Origin of the sequence: Streptomyces sp. NBC_01217, assembly GCF_035994185.1 — a bacterium.
In the GTDB taxonomy this organism is placed as follows: domain Bacteria; phylum Actinomycetota; class Actinomycetes; order Streptomycetales; family Streptomycetaceae; genus Streptomyces.
This window is the reverse complement of record NZ_CP108538.1, coordinates 7,632,882-7,658,543: the sequence shown is the minus strand read 5'-3', so window position 1 is coordinate 7,658,543 and position 25,662 is coordinate 7,632,882. Positions and strand designations below refer to the sequence as shown.

At 69.1% G+C, this 25,662-nt stretch carries 22 protein-coding genes and 2 pseudogenes; 10 read left to right on the top strand and 14 right to left on the bottom strand.

All coding sequences use genetic code 11. The features are described 5' to 3' along the window. Positions 1-51: 51 nt before the first annotated feature. The 8 genes from OG507_RS34255 to OG507_RS34220 all read right to left on the bottom strand — a co-directional run bounded on the left by OG507_RS34255 (position 52) and on the right by OG507_RS34220 (position 7,298). A complete protein-coding gene (locus OG507_RS34255; RefSeq protein ID WP_327370981.1) occupies positions 52-1,473 on the bottom strand; it encodes a nucleobase:cation symporter-2 family protein in 1,422 nt (473 codons plus the stop codon). 249 nt (positions 1,474-1,722) lie between these two features. Continuing rightward, the gene (locus OG507_RS34250; protein ID WP_327370980.1) at positions 1,723-3,111 is read right to left on the bottom strand and encodes an 8-oxoguanine deaminase; all 1,389 of its coding nucleotides are present in this window, start codon (positions 3,109-3,111) and stop codon (positions 1,723-1,725) included. A gap of 207 nt (positions 3,112-3,318) precedes the next feature. Next, positions 3,319-4,266, bottom strand: coding sequence for a factor-independent urate hydroxylase (gene pucL / locus OG507_RS34245; protein WP_327370979.1), 948 nt, complete (start codon positions 4,264-4,266; stop codon positions 3,319-3,321). Positions 4,267-4,273: 7 nt separating this feature from the next. Continuing rightward, a complete protein-coding gene (gene uraH / locus OG507_RS34240; protein WP_327370978.1) occupies positions 4,274-4,663 on the bottom strand; it encodes a hydroxyisourate hydrolase in 390 nt (129 codons plus the stop codon). Beyond that, positions 4,663-5,178: a 2-oxo-4-hydroxy-4-carboxy-5-ureidoimidazoline decarboxylase gene (uraD, locus tag OG507_RS34235; RefSeq protein ID WP_327370977.1), complete on the bottom strand. Its 516-nt coding sequence runs from the start codon at positions 5,176-5,178 to the stop codon at positions 4,663-4,665. The genes uraH and uraD overlap by 1 nt, the downstream gene beginning before the upstream one ends. Before the next feature lie 191 nt (positions 5,179-5,369). Continuing rightward, the gene (locus OG507_RS34230) at positions 5,370-5,747 is read right to left on the bottom strand and encodes a helix-turn-helix domain-containing protein (RefSeq protein WP_327370976.1); all 378 of its coding nucleotides are present in this window, start codon (positions 5,745-5,747) and stop codon (positions 5,370-5,372) included. Further along, positions 5,744-5,995 (bottom strand): hypothetical protein, encoded by a 252-nt coding sequence (locus OG507_RS34225; protein ID WP_327370975.1) that lies wholly within the window; start codon positions 5,993-5,995, stop codon positions 5,744-5,746. The genes OG507_RS34230 and OG507_RS34225 overlap by 4 nt, the downstream gene beginning before the upstream one ends. A 103-nt stretch (positions 5,996-6,098) precedes the next feature. Beyond that, positions 6,099-7,298 carry a lactonase family protein gene (locus OG507_RS34220; RefSeq protein ID WP_327370974.1) on the bottom strand — a complete coding sequence of 400 codons (1,200 nt, stop codon included), beginning with the start codon at positions 7,296-7,298 and terminating at the stop codon, positions 6,099-6,101. 271 nt (positions 7,299-7,569) lie between these two features. Here OG507_RS34220 and OG507_RS34215 point away from each other — a divergent pair, with 271 nt between their 5' ends. The 3 genes and pseudogenes from OG507_RS34215 to OG507_RS34205 all read left to right on the top strand — a co-directional run bounded on the left by OG507_RS34215 (position 7,570) and on the right by OG507_RS34205 (position 11,024). Then, a complete protein-coding gene (locus tag OG507_RS34215) occupies positions 7,570-8,409 on the top strand; it encodes a TIM barrel protein (RefSeq protein WP_327370973.1) in 840 nt (279 codons plus the stop codon). Between the two features lie 46 nt (positions 8,410-8,455). After that, a complete protein-coding gene (locus OG507_RS34210) occupies positions 8,456-9,355 on the top strand; it encodes a 2-hydroxy-3-oxopropionate reductase (RefSeq protein WP_327370972.1) in 900 nt (299 codons plus the stop codon). 221 nt (positions 9,356-9,576) lie between these two features. Then, positions 9,577-11,024: pseudogene (locus OG507_RS34205) on the top strand (catalase). A 365-nt stretch (positions 11,025-11,389) separates the two neighbouring features. On the opposite strand, the gene gcl reads toward OG507_RS34205, so the two are convergent. Beyond that, positions 11,390-13,165, bottom strand: a complete 1,776-nt coding sequence (gene gcl, locus OG507_RS34200) for a glyoxylate carboligase (protein WP_327370971.1) — start codon at positions 13,163-13,165, stop codon at positions 11,390-11,392. 330 nt (positions 13,166-13,495) lie between these two features. Here gcl and OG507_RS34195 point away from each other — a divergent pair, with 330 nt between their 5' ends. From OG507_RS34195 to OG507_RS34185, 3 genes are all read left to right on the top strand, one after another. Next, a complete protein-coding gene (locus tag OG507_RS34195) occupies positions 13,496-14,224 on the top strand; it encodes a hypothetical protein (RefSeq protein ID WP_327372194.1) in 729 nt (242 codons plus the stop codon). A 29-nt stretch (positions 14,225-14,253) separates the two neighbouring features. Further along, positions 14,254-14,808 (top strand): GNAT family N-acetyltransferase, encoded by a 555-nt coding sequence (locus OG507_RS34190; RefSeq protein WP_327370970.1) that lies wholly within the window; start codon positions 14,254-14,256, stop codon positions 14,806-14,808. A 75-nt stretch (positions 14,809-14,883) separates the two neighbouring features. Next, positions 14,884-15,105 carry a hypothetical protein gene (locus tag OG507_RS34185; protein WP_327370969.1) on the top strand — a complete coding sequence of 74 codons (222 nt, stop codon included), beginning with the start codon at positions 14,884-14,886 and terminating at the stop codon, positions 15,103-15,105. A 22-nt stretch (positions 15,106-15,127) separates the two neighbouring features. On the opposite strand, the pseudogene OG507_RS34180 reads toward OG507_RS34185, so the two are convergent. After that, positions 15,128-16,039, bottom strand: a pseudogene (locus OG507_RS34180) (AMP-binding protein); the annotation flags it as partial. Between the two features lie 24 nt (positions 16,040-16,063). Between OG507_RS34180 and OG507_RS34175 the strand changes: the two are divergent. Then, positions 16,064-17,470, top strand: coding sequence for a recombinase family protein (locus OG507_RS34175; RefSeq protein ID WP_327370968.1), 1,407 nt, complete (start codon positions 16,064-16,066; stop codon positions 17,468-17,470). Positions 17,471-17,506: 36 nt separating this feature from the next. On the opposite strand, the gene OG507_RS34170 is transcribed toward OG507_RS34175, so the two are convergent. Further along, complete coding sequence (locus tag OG507_RS34170) at positions 17,507-18,394, bottom strand: TauD/TfdA family dioxygenase (RefSeq protein WP_327370967.1); 888 nt, start codon at positions 18,392-18,394, stop codon at positions 17,507-17,509. 100 nt (positions 18,395-18,494) lie between these two features. Further along, on the bottom strand, positions 18,495-20,417 hold the full coding sequence (locus OG507_RS34165) for a methylaspartate mutase subunit E (RefSeq protein ID WP_327370966.1): 1,923 nt from the start codon (positions 20,415-20,417) through the stop codon (positions 18,495-18,497). 363 nt (positions 20,418-20,780) lie between these two features. Here OG507_RS34165 and OG507_RS34160 point away from each other — a divergent pair, with 363 nt between their 5' ends. From OG507_RS34160 to OG507_RS34150, 3 genes are all read left to right on the top strand, one after another. Then, positions 20,781-21,431: a cyclase family protein gene (locus OG507_RS34160; RefSeq protein ID WP_327370965.1), complete on the top strand. Its 651-nt coding sequence runs from the start codon at positions 20,781-20,783 to the stop codon at positions 21,429-21,431. Positions 21,432-22,024: 593 nt separating this feature from the next. Further along, positions 22,025-22,495 (top strand): helix-turn-helix domain-containing protein, encoded by a 471-nt coding sequence (locus tag OG507_RS34155; protein WP_327365253.1) that lies wholly within the window; start codon positions 22,025-22,027, stop codon positions 22,493-22,495. Further along, positions 22,384-23,166: an IS630 family transposase gene (locus OG507_RS34150; protein ID WP_327370964.1), complete on the top strand. Its 783-nt coding sequence runs from the start codon at positions 22,384-22,386 to the stop codon at positions 23,164-23,166. The genes OG507_RS34155 and OG507_RS34150 overlap by 112 nt, the downstream gene beginning before the upstream one ends. Before the next feature lie 272 nt (positions 23,167-23,438). On the opposite strand, the gene ectB is transcribed toward OG507_RS34150, so the two are convergent. After that, positions 23,439-24,713, bottom strand: a complete 1,275-nt coding sequence (gene ectB, locus OG507_RS34145; RefSeq protein WP_327370963.1) for a diaminobutyrate--2-oxoglutarate transaminase — start codon at positions 24,711-24,713, stop codon at positions 23,439-23,441. Further along, positions 24,710-25,468: a class I SAM-dependent methyltransferase gene (locus tag OG507_RS34140; protein WP_327370962.1), complete on the bottom strand. Its 759-nt coding sequence runs from the start codon at positions 25,466-25,468 to the stop codon at positions 24,710-24,712. Before OG507_RS34140 ends, ectB begins: the two co-directional genes overlap by 4 nt. Positions 25,469-25,662: the final 194 nt, after the last annotated feature.

Below are 25,662 nucleotides of genomic sequence, written 5' to 3'. Positions count from 1 at the left end.
GTGGCGCGTACGGCCCTCGCCGTACGCGCCACTGCCCGGTACCGGAAGCGCTCAGTGCGCACCCACCGGATCCGGCTTCCTGCCGAGGTGGTTGAAGGCCAGGTTGAGCACGATCGCGACAACGCATCCGGTCGAGATCCCGGAGTCGAGCACGACGAGCGCGTCCTTCGGGAACGCGTGGTAGAAATCCGGCGCGGCGATCGGGATCAGGCCGATGCCCACGGCCGCCGCCACGATCAGCGCGTTCTCACCCTTCTCCAGCGCGGCGGTCGCCAGCGTCTGGATGCCGCTCGCGGCGACCGAGCCGAAGAGCATGATGCCCGCGCCGCCGAGGACCGGCAGCGGGACGAGCGCGATGACGGATGCGGCCACGGGGACCAGCCCGAGCACGATCAGGATGCCACCGCCCGCCGCGACCACGAACCGGCTGCGGACCTTGGTCATCGCGACGAGCCCGATGTTCTGGGCGAAGGCGCTGCACATGAAGCCGTTGAAGAGTGGACTGATGGCGCTGCCCAGAGTGTCGGCGCGCAGACCGCCCTCGATGGTCCGCTCGTCCGCCGGACGGTCGACGATCCTGCCGAGAGCGAGCATGTCAGCAGTGGACTCGGTCATGCAGACCAGCATCACGATGCACATGGAGACGATCGCGGCGACCTCGAACTGCGGTGCGCCGAAGTGGAACGGCGTCGGGAAGCCGATGAGGTCGGCGCCCTTGATGGCGCCGAAGTCGGTGATGCCGACCGGGATCGCGATCAGCGTGCCGATGACCAGCCCCAGCAGGATGGCGATCTGCTGGAGGAAGCCGCGCAGCAGTCTGCGCAGCGCGATGACGATCACCAGTGTGACCGCGGCCATGATGATGTTGGTCGTCGAACCGTAGTCGTCGGCCGTGGCGTTGCCGCCCTGGGACCAGTTGAAGGCGACCGGCAGCAGCGAGACGCCGATCAGGGTGATGACGGTGCCGGTGACGACGGGCGGGAAGAACCGGACCAGCTTGCAGAAGTACGGGGCGAGCAGGAAGCCGAGCAGACCGGCGACGATGATCGCGCCGAATATGACGGCGATGCCCTCGTGTCCGCGGTCCTTTCCGATCGCCACCATCGGGGTGACCCCGGCGAACGAGACACCGTTGACGAACGGCAGCCGGGCGCCGATGCGCCAGAGGCCGAGGGTCTGGAGCAGGGTGGCCAGGCCTGCGGTGAAGAGGCTCGCCCCCATCAGGAAGGCGGTCTCCTTGGGCGTGAGACCCACGGCGGGTCCCAGGATCATCGGCGGGGCCACCACGCCCGCGTACATCGCGGCGACGTGCTGGAGGCCGCTGGTGAACATCCTCAGCGGCGGGAGCGTCTCGTCGACCGGATGTTTTCGGTCGGCGGAGGCCGGATCGGGGGCGGGGTGCGAGGCGATGGAGTGGGGGGCGGTGTCGGGTGCTGCGACTGCGTCGTTGCGAAACCTGGGCGTGGCTGCCACGGCGGTTCCTCCGGTCGGTTACACGTCTGCGGCGACGTGGATGTCAGGGAGGTGGTGCAAGTGGTGAGTTGGTGCAGGTGGGGCAGGTCGTGCAGCTGGTGCGGGCAGCTTTCGTCGCCGGTACGGGGGACACGTACGTACGCGTACGCGTCCCCTGCACCGGTTGCCGTGGGCCCCGCTCGGTGCCACGACGGCCGGCCGAGGGCCGTCCCCCTCGGCCGGCCGGTATCGGGGGAGTGCCCCGGAGCGTCAGGCTCCGGCGGCGATCCGCGCGAGGCGGCGGGCCTCGTCGCGGGTGGCGCGGGCGATGGCGTCCTCGTCCGCGGTGATCAGGTGGTTGCCCTCGACGACCGGCCTGCCGTTGACGAGGGAGAGGGTGACGGGGGCCGCGGCGCCGAAGACGAGTGCGGTCACCGGGTCCGCGATGGAGGCGTGGGCGAGGGTGTCCAGCTTCCAGAGCACCAGGTCGGCGAGCTTGCCGGGCTCCAGGGAGCCGATCTGGTCGGCGCGGCCGAGCACCTGGGCGCCGCCGTACGTTCCCAGGCGCAGGGCCTGACGGGCGTTCAGGGCCTTCTCGCGGTGGGCGCCGAGGCGGTTGATGAGGAGGGCGTTGCGCAGTTCGGTGTGGAGTTCGCCGGACTCGTTGGAGGCGGTGCCGTCGACGCCGAGGCCGACCGGGACGCCCGCGGCGAGCATGTCGGGCACCCGGGCGATGCCCGCGGCGAGCCGGGCGTTGGAAGAGGGGCAGTGCGCGACGCCCGTACCGGTGCGGGCGAAGGCGGCGATGTCGGAGTCGTTCATATGGACGCAGTGCGCCATCCACACGTCGTCGCCGAGCCAGCCGGTCGACTCGAAGTAGTCGGTCGGGCCCATCCCGAACAGCTCGTGGCAGAACTTCTCCTCCTCCACGGTCTCCGAGCCGTGGGTGTGCATGCGCACTCCCTTGCGACGCGCCAGCTCGGCGCCCTGTCGCAGCAGTTCGGTGGAGATGGAGAACGGGGAGCAGGGCGCGACGGCGATCTGGGTCATCGCGTCGAACGAGGCGTCGTGGTGTGCGTCGACGGTCGCCTCGGTGGCGGCGAGCGCACCGTCGAGGCTCTCCACGGCGAAGTCCGGCGGCAGCCCGCCGTCCTTGACGCTGCGGTCCATGGAACCGCGGGCGAGGGTGAACCGTACGCCCATGTCACGGGCGGCCCCGATGATGGCGCCGGACAGATCGCCGGCCCCCTGCGGGTAGACGTAGTGGTGGTCCATGGCGGTGGTGACGCCGCCGCGGGCCATCATGGCGAGCGAGCCCTGCGCGGCGGCGCGGACCATCGGCTCGTCGATGCGCGCCCACGTCGGATACAGCGCGACCAGCCAGTCGAAGAGGTTGTGGTCGGTGGCGAGGCCCCGGGTGATCCACTGGTAGAAGTGGTGGTGGGTGTTGATCAGGCCGGGGGTGGCCAGATGGCCGGTGCCGTCGATGCGGCGTACGACGTTCTCCAGGCCCTCGGGCGCCCGGCCCGCGCCGACGGATTCGATGCGGTTTCCCGCGACGACGACATGGCCCGAGGCGTACTCGGTGTCGTCGGCGTCGACGGTCGCGATCGAACAGTTCTCGATGACGATGCGTTCCACGGGCTCAGGGGCTGCCATGGTGCTTCCTTTTCTGTTGGGGCGATGTGGGCACGGCAGGACCCCCAGGAGGATTTGAGTGCCACGGCCGGGCGGCTGTGGGTGCCGAGATGGTGGACGTACGGATCGATGGCGGTGACGGTGACGACGCCGGTGTCATGGAAACTCCCTCCGGCCCGGCCGGTCCCGGCCCGGCGGCACGCGGGCGGGGACCGGCTCGGCGCCGCGTCAGAGGTTGGTCATGTCGACCGGGATCTGTGGCTCGACACCGTCCCGTATCACGGTGGCCTCGATCAGGCCGTACGGACGGTCCGCCGCGAAGTAGACCTCGTTGTCGTTCTTGAGTCCGAACGGCTCCAGGTCCACGAGGAAGTGATGCTTGTTCGGCAGCGAGAAGCGGATCTCGTCGATCTCGCTGCGGCTGTTGATGATGCGCGAGCCCATCTGGTACAGCGTCTGCTGCAGGGAGAGGGAGTACGTCTCGGCGAAGGCCTGGAGCAGGTGCTTGCGCGTCTGCTCGTAGGACTTCTCCCAGTTCGGCATCCGCACGTCGTCGCTGGTCCAGTTGTACCGCCACTTGGCGGACACCTCGGTCGCGAGGATGCGGTCGTACGCCTCCTTGAGCGTCGTGTACTTGTCCTTGACGTAGCCCCAGAACTCGGAGTTGGTGGAGTTCATCACCACCAGGTCCTTGAGGCCCGAGATGATCTGCCACTTCTCGCCGTCGAAGGTGATCTGGGTGGTGCGCGTCTCCTGGCCCTTGCGTACGAAGGAGTGCTTGACCTCGTCGGCGCCGATGAACTGCGAGTTGCCTTCGGAGGTGGCGATGCGCTCCCAGGCGTACTCCTCGATCCGGATCCGCGCGGTCCTGATCGGCTCCTGCGAGGTCACGAAGTGACGGGCGAGGTGGATGCCGAACTGCTCGGCGGACTCGATGCCGTGCTCCTTGGCGAACGCGTACACCGTGTTCTTCGTGGTGTCGGTCGGCAGGACGTGGGCGTTGGAGCCGGAGTAGTGGACGTCGTCCATGTCACCGGAGAGGGCGACCGAGACGTTCAGGTCCTTGATGTGGTGGGTGTCGCCGTCGCGGGTGATCCTGACGACGCGGTTCTCCGCTTTGCCGTACTGGTTCTGGCCGAGGATCACAGGGCGGGGGCGGTGGGAATCGGCGGTCATGTAGGTGCTAGCTCCCTCGGTAAACGGAGTAGCCGAACGGGTTGAGCAGCAGCGGTACGTGATAGTGCTCGCCCGGCTCGACGGCGAAGGTGATCGCCACTTCCGGGAAGAACGCACCGCTGTCCCTTACGCGGGGGGCGTCCTGCTGCGCCTCGGCTTGATTCTTGGAGAAGTACGTCTCGACGTCGAAGTCGAGTCGCACATGAGTCGTGCCTTCCGGCAGGGACGGCAGGTCCTTGCAGCGCCCGTCCGCGTCGGTCACGGAGCCGCCGAGCGCCGCCCACGCGCCTTCGCGGCCCGAGCGGGCGGCCAGCGAGACGGCGACACCCCCGGCGGGGCGTCCGACGCTGGTGTCCAGGATGTGCGTGGACACCGATGCGGTGGTTTCGGTGCTCATCAGTCCTTGAGGTCCTCTCCTACGAGCCGGGTGAGCCGGATGCGGTTGATCTTGCCCAGTTCGGTGCGCACGATGTCGCGCTCCTGCTCGGGCGAGTTCCCGGTCCGGGACTTCACCGCGTCGCGCATCTGCTCACCGGTGGCTCCGGTGGCGCAGATCAGGAAGACATGTCCGAACCGCTCCTGGTAGGCCAGGTTCAGTTCGAGCATCTCTGCCTTGAGTTCCTCGGTGGCACCGGCCATCCCCCGCTGTTCGCGGGAGGAGGTCGGGTCTCCGGGCTTCGGGCGGCCGATCGGCGGGTGTCCGGCCATAGCCTCGGCCAGATCCTGTGGGGTCAGCGCTGCCGTGGCGGCGTCACTGGCGAGGAGGAGGGCTTCCGCGGTGGCGTACGGGCGTCGGGAGAGGATCACTCTTCCCCATGCCGCACTGGCGCACACCTCGTGCAGCGCGGTGGTGGCCTCGTCGTCCGCCAGGGTGTTGAACCGGGCGAGGCCCGGTGTGGAACTCGAAGTCACGGGAGCCTCCGTGGCTGTTTTCGCTGCGCGTTTCTTCGCTCCGCGTCGGTCGGGCTGCGGACAGCTAACGCCTTCCACAACACCACGTCAACACTTTGTTGAAATTACGCGGATGTAAAAAGCCGTCGCCCGATGCTCCGGACGACGGCCTTCCGTGATCCTCCACGGCCTTCGCTCGCCTACGGCCTCAACTACTCGCCCTTGGCGGCATTTTCCCTGTTGAGGTAGTTGTAAACGGTGAAGCGGCTGACCCCCAGCGCACCCGCCACCGTCTCCACACCGTGCCGTACGGAGAAGGCACCGCGTGCCTCCAGGGTCCGCACCACCGACTGCTTGGCCTTGCGGTCGAGCTCGGCGAGCGGCTTGCCGTGGCGGCGCTCCATGGCCGCCAGGATGTGGTCCAGCGATTCCGAGAGCTGGGGCAGCCGGACCGCTATGACGTCCTCGCCCTCCCAGGCCAGCACGACGTCGTCGGCCTGCGCCAGCTCGGGCCCGAGCAGCTCGGCGCCGATGGCGTCGACGAGCGGCTTGACCGCGGTGACGAGCGGGTGGTCCGCCGGTTCGGTCACTTCGCCTCCTCCCCGATGACGTTGACCTGGAGCGACACCCGGGTGGCACCGGATACCAGGGCTCTGCGCAGCAGGGAGTCCACCGCGGTGAGCACCTCGTCGGCGCCGCCCTCCGCCGTGTTGCCGAAGGGGCCGACGTCCACGGCGTCCAGGTCGGCGGTCTGGATTACCTCGCGGGCCACGACCGCATGGGCGGGCGCCTCGTCGAGATCGAAGGGCTCGGTGGTGAACTCCACCCTCAAGCGCACTGTGCCTCCCTCATGCTTCGCCACGTCCGGGTGAACCCGCGGCTCGGGCCCGACCCTAACGGACGGGCGCCCGGGCCGTCCGGCGCCCGCTTCGCCCTCGGCCTCAGGCCGGGTCCGTGCCGCGGTACGGGAGCACGCAGACGGCGACCGGGGCGGGGAAGGCGTCACCGGTGCGGGTCAGGCCGCCGCTGCGGGCATCGACCCGGAAGACCGTCACCGTGCTCGACCTCTGGTTGGCCGCGAAGAGCAGTTTCCCGTCCGGCGAGAAGGCGGTCTGCCGGGGGAAGTCGCCGCCGACCGGGACGGTGTCGAGCAGCCGCAGTGCGGCCCCGTCGTCCTCGACGGCGTAGCGCGTCAGGCTGTTGCGGCCCCGGTTGGCGAGGTAGGCGAACCGGCCGTCTCCGGTGACCAGGAACTGCGCGGGATAGCTGGTGCCCGACCCGGTACCGGTGGACTGCGGGGCGCCCGGGGACAGGGTGCCGGTGCCCGGGTCGTAGCCGCAGACGACCGCGGTGTTGTCGACCTCGCAGGCCAGGTAGGCGAACCGGCCGCCCGGGTGAAAGGTGAGGTGGCGCGGCCCGGCCCCGGGGCGCAGGGCGGCGTGGGAGACCTGGCCGAGCGTGCCCCGGTTCTCGTCGAGCCGGTAGGTGTACACGGAGTCGTTGCCGAGGTCCACGGCGAGGATGTGGTTGCCGTCGGGGGCGGTGATGATCTGGTGGGCGTGCGGCCCGTCCTGGCCGGGGCCGGGCGGCGGTGCGGTGTGGGCGACCAGGTCCGTGCGCTCCCCCAGCGAGCCGTCGTCCCGGATGGGGTGCACCGCGACGCTGCCGGAGGTGTAGTTCGCGGTGAGCAGCCACCTTCCCGTGGGGTGGACGGAGAGATGGGTGGGCCCCGCCCCGCCGGTGTCGCGCGTTCCGAGCACGCGGTGGCTGCCGTCCGGTGACAGGGCGATGGCCGTCACCGCGCCACGGGCCTGTTCGTCGACCGCGTAGAAGGTGGCGCCCGAGGGATGCATGGCCAGGTACGAGGGGTTGTCGACGCCCCTGATCACGGGTCCGGCGGAGATCTTCCCGGTGGCGGTGTCGTACGAGGCCGTGCCGATCCCTCTGCCGCCGCCCTCGGCCGAGGTGTACGTACCGAGCAGCAGCCGCCCCGTGGTGCGCGGGCGCGGGCCGACCGCGGGCGCGGATTCGGGCGCGGGCCCGGCGGGGCGGGAGGAGCCGGGCGGGGCGGGGGCCACGCAGAGTGCGGCACCGGCGAACAGGGCTCCGAGGACGGCGCGCCGGCTGGTGGCGTGGTTCATGCGAGGCACCTCATGTGGGGGGTCGGTCGGCTGCATCGGCCGCGGTGGCGGCTGCATCGATGCGGCGGTCGGTCGCACCGGTTGCACCAGCCACCCTGACCCGCCCCGCACCCCCTCAGCAACCGGCGCAATCCGGCCGCACCTCACACAACCCGCACGAAGGCCCCCGGCCCGAATTCGGGACGCCCCCTTGACAGCTCTCCCCGCTCCGGGCAATCTTCCGTTACGTAGAAACTAACTTCCGCAATACGGAAGGAGCGCCGAAACCCTCATGGGCTACCCGGACCAGCGCTTCGATGTGAACCTTTCAATCCTCTTCACGGAACTCCCGCTCCTGGAGCGCCCCGCGGCCGCCGCCGCGGCCGGCTTCACCGCGGTCGAGCTGTGGTGGCCATGGACCGAGACCCCCACTCCGCCACAGGTCGAACTCGACGCCCTCAAGAAGGCGCTCGACGACGCGGGCACGCGGTTGGTGGGGCTGAACTTCTACGCCGGAGCGCTGCCCGGCCCCGACCGCGGTGCGCTCTCCGTGCCCGGCACGGAGTCGGACCGCTTCCGCGCCAACATCGAGGTGGCGGCCGGCTTCGCCGCCTCGGTCGGCTGCAAGGCGCTCAACGCGCTCTACGGCAACCGCGTCGACGGCGTGGACCCGGCCGTGCAGGACGAACTCGCCCTGGAGAACCTGGTCGTCGCCGCCCGAGCGGCCGACCGGATCGGGGCGGTCCTGCTGATCGAGACCCTCAATCAGCCGGAATCGCCGCGCTATCCGCTGGTGAGCGCACCGGCCGGGATCGAGATCGTCGACAAGGTCAACGCGGCGACGGGCCTCGGGAACGCGAAGTTCCTGCTGGACCTCTACCACCTGTCGATGAACGGCGAGGACCTCGGCCGGGTCATCACGGCGTACGCCGGCAGGACCGGCCATGTGCAGATCGCCGACAACCCGGGGCGCGGCGCGCCCGGCACCGGCTCGCTCCCGCTGGAGCAGCTCCTCGACGAGCTGACGAAGGCCGGTTACGACGGCTGGGTCGGCCTGGAGTACAAGCCGGGCGACCGGTCGAGCGCCGAGTCCTTCGAGTGGCTCCCGGCCGCCGCGCGGGCCGCCCGCTGAGGGCGGCGAACCCCCCTCGTACACACGCTTATCGGAAGGCACCCTCATGAGCAACGACCTCCCCAAGGTCGCGTGGATCGGGCTCGGCATCATGGGCTCCCCCATGTCCGAGAACCTGATCAAGGCCGGGTACGACGTCACCGGTCACACCCTGGAGCAGGAGAAGATCGACCGGCTGGTCGCCGCAGGCGGCACGGGCGCGGGCTCGATCGCCGAGGCGGTCCGGGACGCCGATGTCGTCATCACGATGGTGCCCGCCTCCCCCCAGGTCGAGGCCATCGCGTACGGCCCCGGCGGCATCCTGGAGAACGCCAGGCGCGGCGCACTGCTGATCGACATGTCATCGATCACACCGCAGACCTCCGTGGACCTCGCGAAGAACGCGAAGGAGATGGGCATCCGGGTGCTGGACGCCCCGGTGTCCGGCGGTGAGGCCGGAGCGATCGAGGCCGTGCTGTCGATCATGGTCGGCGGCGAGCAGAGCGACTTCGATGCCGCGCAGCCGGTCCTCCAGGCGCTCGGAAGGACCATTGTGCTGTGCGGTCCGCACGGCTCCGGCCAGACGGTGAAGGCCGCCAACCAGCTGATCGTCGCGGTCAACATCCAGGCCTGCGCCGAGGCCGTCGTCTTCCTGGAGAAGTCCGGCGTCGACCTCGCCGCCGCGCTCGACGTCCTGAACGGCGGGCTGGCCGGTTCGACGGTCCTGACCCGCAAGAAGGACAACTTCCTCAAGCGGGACTTCGCGCCCGGCTTCCGGATCGACCTGCACCACAAGGACATGGGCATCGTCACGGACGCCGCCCGCAATGTCGGTGCCGCGCTGCCCGTCGGCACCGTGGTCGCCCAGCTCGTCGCCTCGCTGCGCGCACAGGGCGACGGTGGCCTGGACCACTCGGCCCTGCTGCGCTCGGTCGAGCGCCTCTCGGGCCGGCCCGCCCAGGCCTGATCCGCCCGGCCCGAGCGGCCCGGCCATCCAAGACTTCCGGACGGCGTCGGCGCTGACACCTGTCCTGTCGCGCCCAGGCGTCGGCGCCGTCCGGAACACCAGACACTCAATTTCAACAAACTGTTGACGATGGGTTCGGGGCGTATTTACGCTCCTGGAGCCCCAGGCCGTCGCAGTTTCAGCAGCTCAGCAGCTCCCGTACGGAAGGTCGCCCCGACACCATGACGCAGCGCGTGCTTACGACCGAGTCAGGCGCCCCGGTCGCCGACAACCAGAACTCCGCCACCGCAGGCGTCGGTGGCCCGGTCCTCCTCCAGGACCAGCACCTGCTGGAGAAGCTGGCCCGCTTCAACCGGGAGCGCATACCGGAGCGCGTGGTCCACGCCCGCGGCTCCGGCGCGTACGGATACTTCGAGGTGACCGACGACGTCACCGGCTTCACCCGCGCCGACTTCCTCTCCGCCGTCGGCAAGCGCACCGAGACGTTCATCCGCTTCTCGACCGTCGCCGACTCGCTGGGCGGCGCGGACGCCGTACGCGACCCCCGCGGCTTCGCCCTCAAGTTCTATACGGACGAAGGCAATTACGACCTGGTCGGCAACAACACCCCGGTGTTCTTCGTCAAGGACCCGGTCAAGTTCCCCGACTTCATCCACTCGCAGAAGCGCGACCCGTTCACGGGCCGTCAGGAGCCTGACAACGTCTGGGACTTCTGGGCCCAGCGACGCACCAGGTCACCTGGCTGATGGGCGACCGCGGCATCCCGGCCTCGTACCGCCACATGAACGGCTACGGCTCGCACACCTACCAGTGGACGAACGCCGCCGGTGAGGCCTTCTTCGTCAAGTACCACTTCAAGACGAACCAGGGTGTGCGCTCCCTCTCCAGCGAGCAGGCCGCCGAACTCGCGGGCCGGGACGGCAATTCGCACCAGACGGACCTGCTGCAGGCCATCGAGCGCGGGGTGAACCCGTCCTGGACGCTGTACGTGCAGGTCATGCCGGCCGCCGAGGCCGCCGACTACCGCTTCAACCCGTTCGACCTGACCAAGGTGTGGCCGCACAGCGACCATCCGCTGCAGCGGGTGGGGCGGCTGGTGCTCGACCGCAACCCGGACAACGTCTTCGCCGAGGTCGAGCAGGCCGCGTTCTCCCCGAACAACTTCGTGCCCGGCATCGGCCCGTCCCCGGACAAGATGCTCCAGGGCCGGCTGTTCGCCTACGCGGACGCGCACCGCTACCGGCTGGGCGTCAACCACACCCGGCTCCCGGTGAACGCGCCGCGCACCGCGGTCGTCGACAACTACGGCCGCGACGGGCTGCACGCCACGCGCAACGGTTCCCGCCACGACAAGAACTACGAGCCCAACTCGTACGCGGGCCCCGCCCAGACCGACGCGGCGCTCTCCGCCCCGCTCGCGGTCCACGGCTGGACCGGCACCCACGAGGCGCCCGCCCACACCAAGGACGACGACTTCTTCCAGGCGGGCGAGCTGTACCGGCTGATGTCCGAGGACGAGAAGGGCCGCCTGGTCGCCAACATCGCCGGAGGGCTCTCCCGGGTGACCCGCGACGACGTGATCGAGAAGAACCTCGCCCACTTCCACGCAGCCGACGCCGACTACGGCAGGCGCGTGGAGGAGGCCGTCCGCGCCCTGCGCGAGGACTGAGCCTCCCGCTGAGCCCTGCTCGCGCCGTGTACCCGGATGAGGGGTGTCATGCGGCGCGGGCAGGACGAGGTCGCGGCGGCTGTGCGATGCCAGTGCGCTGGTGGGGCCGGAGTGCCTCCCTCGTCCCGTGACCTGAACGGGGCGAGGGCCTGCGGCCCGTTCGCCACCGCCGCGACCCCTGTTCGCGGCGTCTCCCGTGCCAGGGCGCGGAGTACGGATACGGTCCCGTACTCCGCGCCCTTCTTCGCGCTCCCGGCCCCCGCAGCAAGGGTCTTGTCCTCGAACGCCGGACGGGCTGGAAAGCGGCTGTGGCCCCCGCCCCCGGATCCTTCGGGGGCGGGGGCCACAGGTGGACCGGATGGGCGTCAGGGCGTGATGAGCGGGCGGATCGCGGTCGGGGCGTGGGACGGGTCCGTCGCGATGTCCTCGAACTCGTTGACGGACGCGATGTCCGTACCGCTCATCGCGATGTTCGTCACGCGCTCCAGAATCGCCTCGACCACCACCGGGACCCTGAACTCCGCGGCCAGCTTCTTGGCCTCCTCGAAGGCCGGCAGCAGCCGGTCCGGCTCGGTGACGCGGATCGCCTTGCAGCCCAGGCCCTCGACGACCTTGACGTGGTCGACGCCGTAGGCGCCGATCTCCGGCGAGTTGAGGTTCTCGAACTCCAGGTTGACCTGGAAGTCCATGTCGAAGTTGCGCTGGGCCTGGCGGATCAGCCCCAGGTAGGAGTTGTTCACCAGGACGTGGACGTACGGGATGCGGTGCTGCGCGCCGACGGCCAGCTCCTCCAGCATGAACTGGAAGTCGTAGTCGCCGGAGAGCGCGACGACGGAGCCGTCCGGATCGGCCGTGGCGACGCCCAGCGCGGCCGGGATGGTCCAGCCCAGCGGGCCCGCCTGACCGCAGTTGATCCAGTGACGCGGCCGGTAGACGTGCAGCATCTGCGCACCGGCGATCTGGGAGAGGCCGATCGTGGTGACGTACCGGGTCTCGGGTCCGAAGGCCCGGTTCATCTCCTCGTACACCCGCTGCGGCTTCAGCGGCACGTTGTCGAAGTGCGTACGGCGCTGCAGCGTGGCCCGGCGCTCCTGGGTGGACGCGGCCCACTGCGAGCGGTCCTTGAGCTTTCCCGCCGCCTTCAGCTCACGGGCCACCTCGACGAACAGCTCCAGCGCGGCCCTGGCGTCGGAGGCGATGCCGAGGTCGGGGGCGAAGATCCTGCCGAGCTGGGTGGGCTCGATGTCCACGTGGACAAAGGTGCGGCCCCGGGTGTAGACGTCCAGCTTGCCGGTGTGGCGGTTGGCCCAGCGGTTGCCGATGCCGAGGACGAAGTCGGACTCCAGGAAGTTCGCGTTGCCGTAGCGGTGCGAGGTCTGCAGGCCGACCATGCCCGCGTTCAGCGCGTGGTCGTCGGCGATGATGCCCCAGCCCATCAGGGTCGGGACGACCGGAACGCCCGTCAGCTCGGCGAATTCCACCAGGAGTTCGCAGGCGTCGGCGTTGATGATGCCGCCGCCCGCGACGAGCAGCGGGCGCTCGGAGGCGTTCAGCATCTCCAGGGCCCGCTCGATCTGCTTGCGGCTCGCGGCGGGCTTGTGCACCGGCAACGGCTCGTACAGCTCGGGGTCGAACTCGATCTCGGTGAGCTGGACGTCGATGGGCAGGTCGATGAGGACCGGTCCCGGACGGCCGGTGCGCATCAGGTGGAAGGCCTGCTGGAAGACGCCCGGGACCTGAGCGGCTTCGAGGACGGTCGTGGCGGCCTTGGTGACGGGCCTCGCGATCGAGGCGATGTCGACCGCCTGGAAGTCCTCCTTGTGGAGCACGGCGGTCGGGGCCTGTCCGGTGATGCAGAGGATCGGGACGGAGTCGGCGATGGCGGAGTAGAGGCCGGTGATCATGTCGGTGCCGGCCGGCCCCGACGTACCGATGCAGACACCGATGTTGCCCGGGCGCGCCCGGGTGTAGCCCTCCGCCATGTGGGAGGCGCCCTCGACGTGGCGGGCGAGCGTGTGATGAACCCCGCCGGAGGCCTTGAGGGCCGCGTAGAAGGGGTTGATCGCCGCGCCCGGCACACCGAACGCGTTGCTGACGCCTTCGCGCTTGAGGATCTCAACTGCCGCTCGGGCAGCGGTCATTCGAGGCATTGAGTGCTCCTGCTCGGACCTGGTGGAGTCGGGCTCTGTCGCGCCACCTGAGAGCACCAATTCCGCATTACGGAAACTCGATTCTGTTATACGGAAGTCAATCTAAAGTGCGGCCGGTCGACCGTCAAGAGAGCGCACAAGGGGCGGCCGCTGCGCTCACCGGTCCACGAAGTGGCCGAAGTCGCTCCCCGGGATCTCGCTCTTGGTGGACCATGGGGGTACGGAGCGGAGTCGGCCCGTATCGGTCGGCGCCGGCGCGTTCCGGTGCGCCGAGGCGGCCCCGTCCCCGGGGCGCGCGCCCGGAACCGGAGGGAGTTCATGGTGGAGTCGGTGCCGGTACGCTGCCCGGCCTGCCGCCGCGACCACACGTACAGCACGCCGGTCTATCCCTGCCCGTGCGGTGCGCCGACCGCCCCGCACGTGCTGCGCGGCGCCCCGGTCGTACCGATCACGCACCGCACCTGGAACGACGACTGGGTGACGGTGCGCTGTCGCGTCTGCGGGCGCCGCGACCAGTGGCCGCAGCCGGAGCTGTGCTGCCCGTGCGGAACGGTGCTGCGGATACCGGTCCTGCCGGTGACGGAGACCGACGACGCCCCGGGACCAGCCGACGACGCCCGGCCCGAGCGGCCGTCCCACATCCCGCTGCCGCGTACGGCTCCGTCGCCCCGGCCGGTGTTCCGGCCCCTGCCGATCCGTACCGCGCGCGACGCGGTCGACGGAGCCGCGCTGTATCTGAGGTGGCTGGGCTACCGAGATGTCGTGCAGCCGGCGCAGCCCACCCCCGCCCGGATCGATCTGCGGGCCACCGGGCTGATCGCCCAGGTCGACACGGCCGCCCGCCCGACCGCGCTGCGCGATGTCGAGTGCCTCTGGCTGAACGCGCTGAGCGCGTCGGTCATGAGTGTGTACTTCTCGCTCGCGGGGTACACGCAGGACGCCGAGGCACGCGCGGACGGCCTCGGCATCCCGCTCTTCGTCATGGACCCCACGGGAACGCCGCGGCCGCTCAACAGCCCGGCGGACGAGCTGATCAGCACCGGTGCCTGAGCCCCGCCCCGGGGCGCCATACTGGCCGCATGCGTATCCGTACCGCCCGCCGCTCCGATCTTCCGCTGCTTCAGGACATCGAGTGCGCCGCCGGTGAACCGTTCCGCGCGCTGGGTATGTCCGCCATCGCGGACGACGATCCTCCGCCGCTCGACCTGCTGGACGACTACCGCCGGTCCGGCCGCGCCTGGGTGGTCGCGGGCCCCGACGACCGCCCCCTCGGCTACTTGATCGCCGATCCGGTCGACGGCGCGGCCCACATCGAACAGGTCTCCGTCCATCCGTCCGCCGCACGGCGCGGCCTGGGCAGCACGCTCATCGACCACCTCGCCGGGTGGGCGCGCGAACGGCATCTGGGCGCGCTGACGCTGACGACCTTCTCCCATGTGCCGTGGAACGCCCCGTACTACGCCCGCCTCGGCTTTCGCACGCTGGGCGACGACGAACTCGGCGACGGGCTGCGGAAAATCAGGGCGGAGGAGGCGGAACACGGCCTGGACCGCTGGCCGAGGGTCTGCATGCGGCGCGAGATCCCGGACGCCGGGACCGGCCCGCACCTCAGCGGAACCGAACGGCGACGGTGAGTGCAATCGGTCACGTTCGGGCCGGGGGCCACATATGTTCGGTCCGTTGTCAGTGGTGGGCCTTAAGGTGGGTACATGGTCTTAACTCCACGACACACACCGCCTGTCGGCCCGTCGCACACGCCCGGGCCGACGCCCCCGTCCGCCGCCGAGGCGAACGAGGCGATACGGGCCCTGGTCGACGCGCGCGCCGGTCAGGACTGGTCCTCCGTGGAGTCCGCCGCCTACGAGGTGCTGCTGATCAAGTGGGCGGCCGCGACCCGGGGCGTCGCCGGCGACATCATCGAGGCCGCCTGACGGCGCCCGGGGCGATCCGGTCCTACTGTCCGTAGCCCTCCCGCAGTTCGATCTTCCGGACCTTCCCGCTGACCGTCATCGGGAAGGTCTCCAGGATCTGCAGCCGTCGCGGGATCTTGTAGTGCGCCAGCTGTTCGCGGCAGTAGTCCGCCACCTCCTCCAGGGTCGGCGGGTCCGCCGGGTCCCTGGGGATGACACAGGCCAGGATCTCCTCGCCGTAGGTCTCGTCCGGTACGCCCACCACCTGCACGTCCGCGATCTTCGGGTGGCCGTAGAGGAACTCCTCGATCTCCCGCGGATACACGTTCTCACCACCGCGGATGATCATGTCCTTGATCCGGCCGACGATCTGTACGTAGCCGTCCTCCCGCATCACCGCGAGGTCGCCGGTGTGCATCCAGCGCCCCGCGTCGATGACCTCCGCGGTGCGCTCGGGCTGCTCCCAGTAGCCGAGCATCACGCTGTAGCCGCGGGTGCAGAGTTCGCCCGCCGCGCCGCGCTCCAGGGTCACACCGGTCACCGGGTCGACGACCTTGACCTCGATGTGCGGCATGACGCGGCCGACGGTGCCGGTGCGGCGCTCCAGGTCGTCGTCGCGGCGGGTCTGGGTGGAGACCGGCGAGGTCTCCGTCATGCCGTAGCAGATGGACACCTCGTCCATGTGCATCTCGGCGACGACCCGCTTCATCACCTCGACCGGGCAGGGCGATCCGGCCATGATGCCGGTGCGCAGAGAGGAGAGGTCGTACGAGGCGAAGTCGGGGAGGTTCAGCTCCGCGATGAACATGGTGGGGACACCGTAGAGCGAGGTGCAGCGCTCCTGCTGGACGGCGGCGAGCACCGCGGCGGCCTCGAAGGCGGGGGCCGGGATCACGATGCAGGCGCCGTGCGAGGTGATGCCGAGGTTGCCCATGACCATGCCGAACGATCGGTACACCTTGGGGGTACCATGCCATTCATGCAACGCCGCGGGTCAGGGCAGGATGTCGAGTGCGACATCTACGTCCGCATCAGCCAGGATGTCACGGGCGAAGAACAGGGCGTCCAGCGGCAGGAGGAGCGCTGCCGGGCACTCTGCGCTCAGCTCGGGCTGAAGGTCCGGCACGTCTGGGTCGACAACGATCTGAGCGCCACGAAGAAGAACGTCATCCGGCCCGACTTCGAGGCCATGCTCCAGAGCAAGCCGCAGGCGATCGTGTGCTGGCACACCGACCGCCTCATCCGCGTAACGCGGGATCTGGAGCGAGTGATTGAGCTCGGCGTGAACGTCTACGCGGTCGAGGCCGGCCACCTGGATCTGTCCACGCCGGCCGGTCGAGCTGTCGCCCGCACGGTGACAGCCTGGGCCACGTACGAGGGCGAACAGAAGGCGATCCGCCAGAAACTGGCCAACCAGCAGGCCGCACAGCAGGGCCGCCCGTACACGGCGGGCATCCGACCCTTCGGGTACGCGGACGACCACATGACGATCATGGCGCAGGAGGCTGCGGCCATCGTCGAGGGTGCGCAGATGATCCTCGCCGGGGAGTCCCTGTCGGCCGTCGCGCGCAAGTGGACGGAAGCCAAGCTCTTGTCCCCTCGCAGCAAGGCCGCAGGCGCGCAGGCATGGACCCTGCGCGGAGTGAAGAAAGTGCTCACGTCCCCGCGCTACATCGGGCAGTCCACGTACCACGGCGAGGTGATGGGCGAGGGGCAGTGGCCCCCAATCCTTGACCCAGAGATCCACTACGGGGTCGTGGCCATCCTGAACAACCCGGAGCGGTTCTCGGGCGGCAAGCGGACTGGTCGGACGCCGGACAATCTACTCTCGGGCATCGGGCTGTGCGGATACGACGGCTGCACCGACACGGTAGGAGGTCGCGGCTACCGTGGCGTGCCGGTGTACGGCTGCACGGCTACGCACACGCGTACTCCTCGGAGCATCGCTGACGACCGTGCGAGCAAGGCGACTCTGGCCCGGCTGATGTTCCCCGACTTCCTGGGCCAGATCCTGGAGGCCCAGAACGCCCAGGACGGCGCCTCGGGGGCTCAGCTTCAAAGCCAGACCCAGGAACTGCGGCAGCGCCTCGACGGGCTGGCCCTGGCCTACGCAGAGGGCTCGATCAGCTTGTCTCAGATGACCGCTGGGTCGGCTGCGCTCCAGAAGAAGCTCGAAGCCATCGAGTCGGAGATGGTCAGCTCGGCCGGCATCCCCCCGCTCGACCCGGTGAAGGGCGTGGCTGGCCTGATCCAGGGGTGGCCCACTCTGCCGCTCCCGGCGGTCACCTCTACGGGACAGTCGAGGGCCAACTCCACCAATACCTGGTGTCACGAAAAGACCGGCCCCGAGCGGGCGGTTACTGCCACCGCCGGGGCCGGGACATGAGGAAGGGCAAAACTGCGCGGTCGGGTGACCAGCGGCTCAGCCGGCCTGCCTGTCGTCCTGCATGCCATAGATTCGGCGCAGCCTGCGCGCGGTGGTCGTCTCCTTGAACGGCCGGCGGCCGTGGAGCATCCGCCCGTTGTCCCACAGCAGGCCGACGCCGCGTTCGAGCAGTACGTCCCCCGCGTGCACCGCCGCGTCGGAGGAAACCTCATCGAAGGCGTCCATAGCGGCGACGAGCTCGGGCGGCACCGGCGTGCCCTCGGCAGCGAAACCCTGCTCGATGTACATGCGGACGTAGCGCAGCACGTAACCGCCCGCCGTCGGGGTGAGCACGGACTGCCGTTTGATCCTGATCCCGTCCATCTGGTCCTTCACGTCGAAGGGCACGGGTCGGCTCAGTTCGGCGACATGCGCCGGGTCGACCCGGGCGAGGTGCTCGACAAGGCCGTTGACGTCCATCAGCAGTGTCTCGCCACCTGTCGCGGCCGACAGGCCGAAGAGGAACGCGACGTCGGGCAGCTCCGGCAGCAGGGTGCCGTCCGTATGGTAGCCGCCCGCCTTGCTCGAATTCGAGTAGTGGCTGGTCTGCGCGGCGCCGGCCTTGACTTCGACGGGGTAGATGAGCTCGCCGGAGGCGTATTGCGGCACCGGACGGAAGAGCGTGGTGAAGAAGTTCCAGTAGAGGGTGCACAGGTCCTGGTCGCCGAGCCCGTCCGCAGCCACCCGTACAGTCACGCCGCCCGCGTCCCCGCGGACGGCCGCCAGGATGCCGTCACGCAGCGCCTTGACCTCGTCGCTGCCCGTGCGGAACGCCTCTGTCGGCCACTTGTCCAGAGGTGTGTCCTCGTTTATATCCCGTGCCAGCAGCGCTGGGATCGCCGCGCTGGGAATCGTGAATTCCGGGATCGTCGGTTCATCTGCCATGTTGGGCATCCACTTTCGTAAGGGGATCGGTTCCGAGAGTTCCAGCCGCGATCAACGCGGCCGGCGACGTGAAAGGGTTCGTTGAGTGCCGGGACACGGCTCATCCATCAAGCGGCCATCTGCGATAACGGCCCGACGGTACGCGCAGCACGTCGCGTTCGACGAGTTGCCATTCGCTTCGCACGGGGGGCTGCTCGGTCCTGCGACGCTCGCTCATCCGGCTCCGGTGGAACTCGACGACGTCGGAGCTGAACCTGAGCCGGCCCGTGTTCAGGTACCGCACCGCACCGCTGACGTCGCGAGCCGTCAGCACCTCGCCGCGGTTGTATACGCTGGGCGAGAACGGAACGTCCAGGTAACCGAGCGCGAACGCCTTGACCACGCCGTCCGTGAGGCTGCCGTCGCCGGCCAGCAGGACACTCTCCAGTATCTGGTCCACCTCCGCCCGCAGGACAGTCGTCTCCTCGCGTACGGTTCGCTCGTCCACCTCGATGCCGTCGGCCTCGATCGCGCCCGTCCGGCTCAGTTGCAGCCCCTCCTGGTTGTCGGTCACCGACGGAATGGTGGTCGCCTCGACCGGCGTCTTCACGATCAGCCGCGAGGCACCGGACAGCCGGCCGGTGGCGGCCGAAGCCATGATCAACTGGGTCGCCCGCGCCCGGTCCGCCGGGAACGCCGCCATGTGCTGGTGGAACACCGTGTTGACCTGAATCCCTGGATATCCGAGATTTGCCAGGTACTTCTGGCCGAGTTCGCTGAGGACCCTGATCGCCGCGATGTCCTGGGACCGGTTGCCCTGTTCGGCGTATCCGAGGGAGACCGAGCCCACCCCCTGGCTCGCCGCCAGCATCGCCTCGATCAAGTTGACGACGATGGCCAGGCTCGGTGGGACCAGGACTGCGGTGAGGGTGCCGAAGAACTCACGGTCGATCACCACACCGAACTTCTCCCGGTACAAGCCGACAAGTCGATCGACGTATTGCCACCGTCTGAGCGACTGGGCCAGCGAGTAGTCCTTGAAGTAGGGGATGTTGTACGTGATCGCGCCGCCCTCGAAACCGGTGACCCCGCCGGCGCACGAGATCTCCGCGAGGAGTCGTGGGTCGCGTGTGCTGTGGCGGGTCTGCAGGGGCGTCCGCACCTCCGCAATGATCTGCCGGAGAGCGTCGACCCCGTGGTTCACCATGGGGAATCCGTTGAGCGCGGAGGCTCTGCGCTCAACGCTCTCCGCGATTGCGTCGCTGGCTTGCCGGTAGTCGTTGTTCCTCGTCAGGGAATCGATCTGGTAGGACAGCACGTCCGCGCCGGCCCGACGTAGGGCCACGAACGCCGCTCGCTGCTTCGCAGCGAGCGCCACGCCGGAGCGCGGCTGCACCAGGAAGGGCGGTCGTTGCGCCCGGGCCCGCGGCAGGTGCGCGTGGGCGAAGGACGGCTGCCGCAGGAGGAACGCCGCGTTGTCCTCCAGGTTCCTTGCACCGGCGCCAGTCGGCCAGGATTCCAGGACGCCTGGCCGCTGCCGTTCCAGGTCGGCCACGGTGAGCCGTTGGTCAGGCGGGGCCGTGCCCGGGTGCACGGGCTCGGCGGGGGCGGCCGGCCTGCCGCGTACGGCATGCGGCCGGATCGTGAGATCCTCGGCCAGGGCGGTCAGGACCGTCGGGATGTCAACGTATGTGGGAAAGACCCGCCGGAAGCCCATGCGGCGTGCTTCGGCGCGTATCCGTTCGGAACTGCCTACGTCGAGGTTCCCACCGGCATACCAGAATGCGTCGATGCCCGGGCACTTGAGCACCAGGTCGGGAAATCGCTTCAGGTAGTGACGCAGATGACCGTCCATGCAGGAGATCATCACGATGTCCGCATCGGCCGCGCGCCTGAAGAAGTCGTCGAGGTTGTTCTGCGTACCCATGAAGTGGACCACGTGACCCGCCTCGGTGATGGCGTGTTTCAGCAGAGTGAGACCGACCGAATGAGCATCGGCGCCAATTCCGCCGAGCACGATCGTTCCTGGCGTCGGCAACCCCATGCTTTTCTCCATTGGCTTCTGCTCGCGTATCAGCCTCGAACTCCTCGGGACACCGCCGTGGTGCGGCACGGCCGGCGACGCCTCCCGCATTCCATGCTCATGCGGAGGAGGGCAAGACAAGTACCGTTGGAACACTACCCAAGAAGTGCACGTCCGGGCAGCGGCAGAAGCCCGGCAGATAATCTCAGTTCGGGCCGTCTAAATTGCCTCTCCGTACGGCTGGGCATGTCTTGCGGCCGACGACAGCAACCGGTACGAATTGAATGCATAAGAAACTGCCGGACCACAAGGTCTGTGCTCGGAAGGGTTTCTGAATGGGAAACACACTCAGCCAGGGGATCGACCGGGTGATGGGAGCCTCGCATGCCGCGCACAGTTGATCTCTCCCGTCCGCTGGAGCCGGGCATGCCGCACGCGCGCGGGATTCAGGCTCCCGAGTTCACGCCCGCCAGCACGTGGGCGGAACACCGGATGCGGGTCATGCGCCTGAACCTGCCGACCCACATCGGCACCCATGTCGACGCCCCGTCACACTTCGTCGAAGACGGCGCCACGCTCGACCAATTGCCGCCGTCGGCGCTGGTCGGCCGGGCATACTGCCTGCAGGTGCTGCGGGACGGTCCCGAGCCAATCACCGCGGCCCATCTGAAAGCCGCCGTTGGCCTCGAACCCGGCGACGCACTCCTGATCCGCACCGGCTGGGACGATCGCTACACCGATCCCGCCTATGTGGACAGGCACCCGTATCTTTCGGTCGACGCCGCCGAGTGGGCGGTGAGCGCCGGACTCCGCTTCATTGGCATGGACACGATCAGTCCTGATCTGCCGATGAGCATGCGTCCGCCGAACTTCCCGTACGACGTGCACCGCACGCTGCTGGGTGCCGGCACGCTGATCCTAGAAAACCTCGTGCTGCGGGAGATCGCGGACCAGTGGTGCACGCTGTTCGTCGGCGTCCTCAACGTGCACGGCGGCGACGGCGCGCCCGCGCGTGCGCTGGCCGTGCTGGATTGAGTCGGACGGCTCCGGACGCAGGAGTCACCTGCTGTGCCCGGCCGTGCGCTGGCACGAGCTCCGACGGCGCCCACGCCACCGCCTCGCCGGTTCCCTCGATGGACGAACCGGTTGCGGAGCGTCGTCGGCCACGGCCGGGCGCGGGAAACCGCGCCCGGCCGTTCGGTGCGGGACGGCCCGAACGGAGTCACCGCAGCTCCGTCGCATCGCCGACGCTCACGCCGAGCGACTCCCTGCCGTGCGGACCGCTCGGCAGGGAACCTCGCCGAGGCGGACGAACCGGTTCCCGAGCCGTGACGGAGGGTCCGCAGACCGCGGTCGGACGGGCCGGGCCAGGGTCTCAACAGGGAACCACCGCATACGTGCGAGCGTCTCGAACCCCGCACCGCTCCCAAGGCACCCGCGCCGCAAGCCATGTTCTGGCACAGGGATCATCCGAATTCGCTCGCCTGGGAGCGGACCGGCCTGTCGGGCCTGCCGCTGGCGTGGGCCGTGCCGACCCTAGTAGCGTGTCGCCGCTTAGTTATGGTGCACCTGACTGGGAGGTTGGTGTCTGGCAGATTCCTTCCCCTTTGCCAGACAGGACTGTTGTCATGGGTTCGCAGAAGAAGCGGCCGGTCAGGTTGACCGCGCAGGATCGTGAAGAGCTGGTCCGGGTGACCACGACAGGTGTTCGTGGGGCCTCGATGATCATGCGTGCGCGGGTGCTGCTTGCGCTGGACAGCTCGGTGGGTGAGGTGGACACCAAGGAGGCGATCGCGGTCCGACTCGGCGTCTCCGGTGAGACGTTGCGGCTGGTCGCCAAGCGTTTCGCCGAGACCGGTGGTGATGTTCACGCCACGATTGCTCGGAAGAAGCGCGCCCTCCCGCCGGTGCCCTCGCCGGTGACCGGTGAGGTCGAAGCCCGGCTGATCGCGATGGCGTGCTCACAGCCACCCCAGGGCTATGCCCGATGGTCGCTGCGGCTGCTGGAGAAGCACGTCGCGCTGGTCGAGGACATCCCCGACCTGGACCACTCCACCATCGGGCGGATCTTAAAAAAACGCAACTGCGTCCTCATCTGAAGAAGTGCTGGACCATCCCACCGCGAGCGAACGCGGAGTTCGCGGCGCGGATGGAAGACGTGCTGGCCGTCTATGCCCGGCCCTATGACCCGGGACGTCCGGTGGTGTGCATGGACGAGAAGCCCTACCAGCTCCTCGACCATGCCCGCGACCCGCTCCCGGCCCGCCCTGGTCGCGATGCCTGCCAGGACAGCGAGTACATCCGCTGCGGCACGTGCTCAATCTTCGTGTGGACCGAACCCCTACGCGGGCGGCGTCGAGTTCAGGCACTGTCCCAGCGGACCCGGATCGACTGGGCCGGCCAGGTCAAGCAGCTGCTGAGCGTGGACTACCCCGACGCCGAGGCCGTGGTGCTGGTGATGGACAACCTCAACACCCACGGCATCGCCTCACTGTACGAGGCATTCGAACCAGAAGAAGCATTCGCCCTGGCCCAACGCCTCGAGATCCACCACACACCCAAACACGGGTCATGGCTCAACATCGCCGAGATCGAACTCTCCGCGCTGACCCGGCAATGCCTCGACCGCCGGATCAGCAACCTCGACAACCTCAACACCGAACTCTCGGCCTGGCAGAACGCCACCAACACCAACCAACGTCAGGTGAACTGGCAGTTCACCACCCACGACGCACGCATCAAACTGCGCCACCTCTATCCCAAAAATTAGCCGCGACGGTCTACTAGGTCCCCGTCGGTACGGCCGTTGCCGTTCACCCGAGTGGTTGCCCGGCACCCAGCGCTCGCCGTCCGGCTCGTGTTCGGAGCGGCCCCGGGCTCCGCGACGTGTCCGGCGATCCGGCATCACCCCGGACGCGGCGACTCGCGTACCGCGCACAGCCGCTGCGACGGGGCGGCCCGCCACCGGACCGAGCCGGTGGCGGGCCGCCGGTCAGGGGGAGGCGCTCGCGGTGGTCATGGACCCGGCTCCTCCCCGCCGCCTCACCCTCCGAGGACGCTCGCTACGCACTCGTCGATGATCTGCAGGCCCTCGTCCAGTTCGTCGGCGCCGGTAGTCAACGGCGGTAGCAGTTTAACCACTTCGCCCTGGGCGCCCGAGGTCTCCACCAGCAGGCCCCGGTCGAACGCTGCGGCGCAGACCTTCGCGGCGGTTCCGGGTTCGCTGGCCGCGCCGAGGTCCAGGCCCCAGACGAGGCCGCGGCCCCTGACCTCCAGGCCGGCCGAGGGGAAGGCGTCCGCCGTGCGCCGGAGGGCGGCGCCGACGCGTTCGCCCTTGGAGCGAGTGGACGTCTCCAGCGTGTCGTCGCTCCAGTAGGTGCGCAGCGCCTGCGCGCCGGTCAGGAACGCGAGCGACACCCCGCGGAAGGTCCCGCTGTGGTCGCCGGGCTTCCAGACGTCCAGTTCGGGACGGATCAGCGTGAGCGCCAGCGGGATGCCGAAGCCGCCGACGGACTTCGACAGGCAGACCATGTCCGGGATGATCCCGGCGTCCTCGAAGCTGAAGAACGCGCCGGTCCGTCCGCACCCCATCTGGACATCGTCCACGATCAGCAGGATCGCGTGTCGCCGGCACAGCTCGGAGAGCCCGCGCAGCCACTCGATGCTGGCGACGTTGATCCCGCCCTCGCCCTGGACCGTCTCGACGATCATCGCCGCGGGCTTGTCCAGACCGCTCGCCGGGTCCGACAGGAGATGGTCGAGGTACTCCAGGTCCGGCCGATCGTCCTGGAAACCGCTGTCGATGTATCCGTCGTAGGGCATAGACACGGCGTGGGTCATCGGCAACCCGGTGGCGGCCCGCTTGCGGGTGTTGCCGCTGACGGCCAGCGCGCCCAGGGTCATGCCGTGGAACCCGCGCGTGAAGCTGACGACGAGCTGGCGGCCCGTCACCCTGCGGGCGAGTTTGAGGGCGGCCTCGACGGCGTTGGTGCCGCCGGGGCCGGGGAAGACGACCTTGTAGTGGGCTCCGCGAGGCCGGAGGATCAGTTCGTCGAGCGTCTCAAGGAAGTCGCGCTTCGCCGTCGTGAACATGTCCAGGGAGTGCGTGACACCGTCGTCGGCGATGTAATCCAGCAGCGCCTGTTTCTGCGCGGGGTCGTTGTGCCCGTAGTTCAGGGCGCCCGCGCCGGCGAAGAAGTCCAGGTACGGTCGGCCCTGCTCCGTGTACAGGCGAGCGCCCCGGCCGCGGGCGAACACGACCGGCCAGGCCCGGCTGTAACTGCGGACGTTGGACTCCAGGGCTTCGAAGATGTTCACCGGTCCCCCCGTCGGGCGTGCAGCACGAACCAGTGCCGGTCCATGAGGATGCCGCGCTCCTCGGAGGCCGCCTCGACATACCGGTCGAACGGCTCCCGGTCGCGCTCCTGATCGTAGTCCTCGAAGATCGGCACCGCCTGGAGGAAACGGTCCAGTTCGGCGGCCGAGTGGAAGTATTCCAGGTACGGGACGGACTGCTCGCGCAGCACGGTGAATCCCGCCCGCTCCAGCCGCGCCCGCTCTTCCTGAGAGACGGGGGCGCCCTCCCAGCGGCGGTAGAGCTGACCGCGCCCGAACAACTCCTTGAGCGCGCGGACGTCCTGCTCACCGATTCCGAGATGGACCACGGCTCCGCCGGGCCGCAGCAGACGGTGGAACTCCTCGGGGAACAGCGGACCGCGGCGCGAGGTGATCACGTCGAAAGAACCGTCGGGAAAGCCGGTGGCGGAGGCGTCACGCAGCGAGAACTCCACGTGGTGCAGTCCCGACGCGGCGAGCGAGAGCTCCGCCGACTCGAGCATCTGCGGTGCGAGGTCGATGGCGTGGACGTGGGCGAACGACGGAGCGATCGCGAGCAGGTTGCGCCCGTCGGCACACCCCACGTCCAGCAGCCTCGCTTCCGACCCACCGAGCCCCGTTGTGATCTGGTCGAACAGGGCCTCCGGGTCCCCCTCGGGATAGAGCGTCGTGCGTTTCGCTCCACTGGAATAGCCGCCGAACCTTGTGGCGACCTTGGAGTAGAACTCCGGATTCATTGGACCGTCTTCTCCTCTGCATGGTGCGGGCGATCCCGGTCCGCGCGATGACCAGGACCACGGCCGTCACGCCGGCGATCTCGGTGAGCCGGGGAAATGCGCCGCTGAACTCCCGGGTGGGGGCGGGCAGCAACTCCGCGCCGATCCTCATGACGTGTATGCGAAAGAGGACGACCACGCCTGTATTCGTCCTG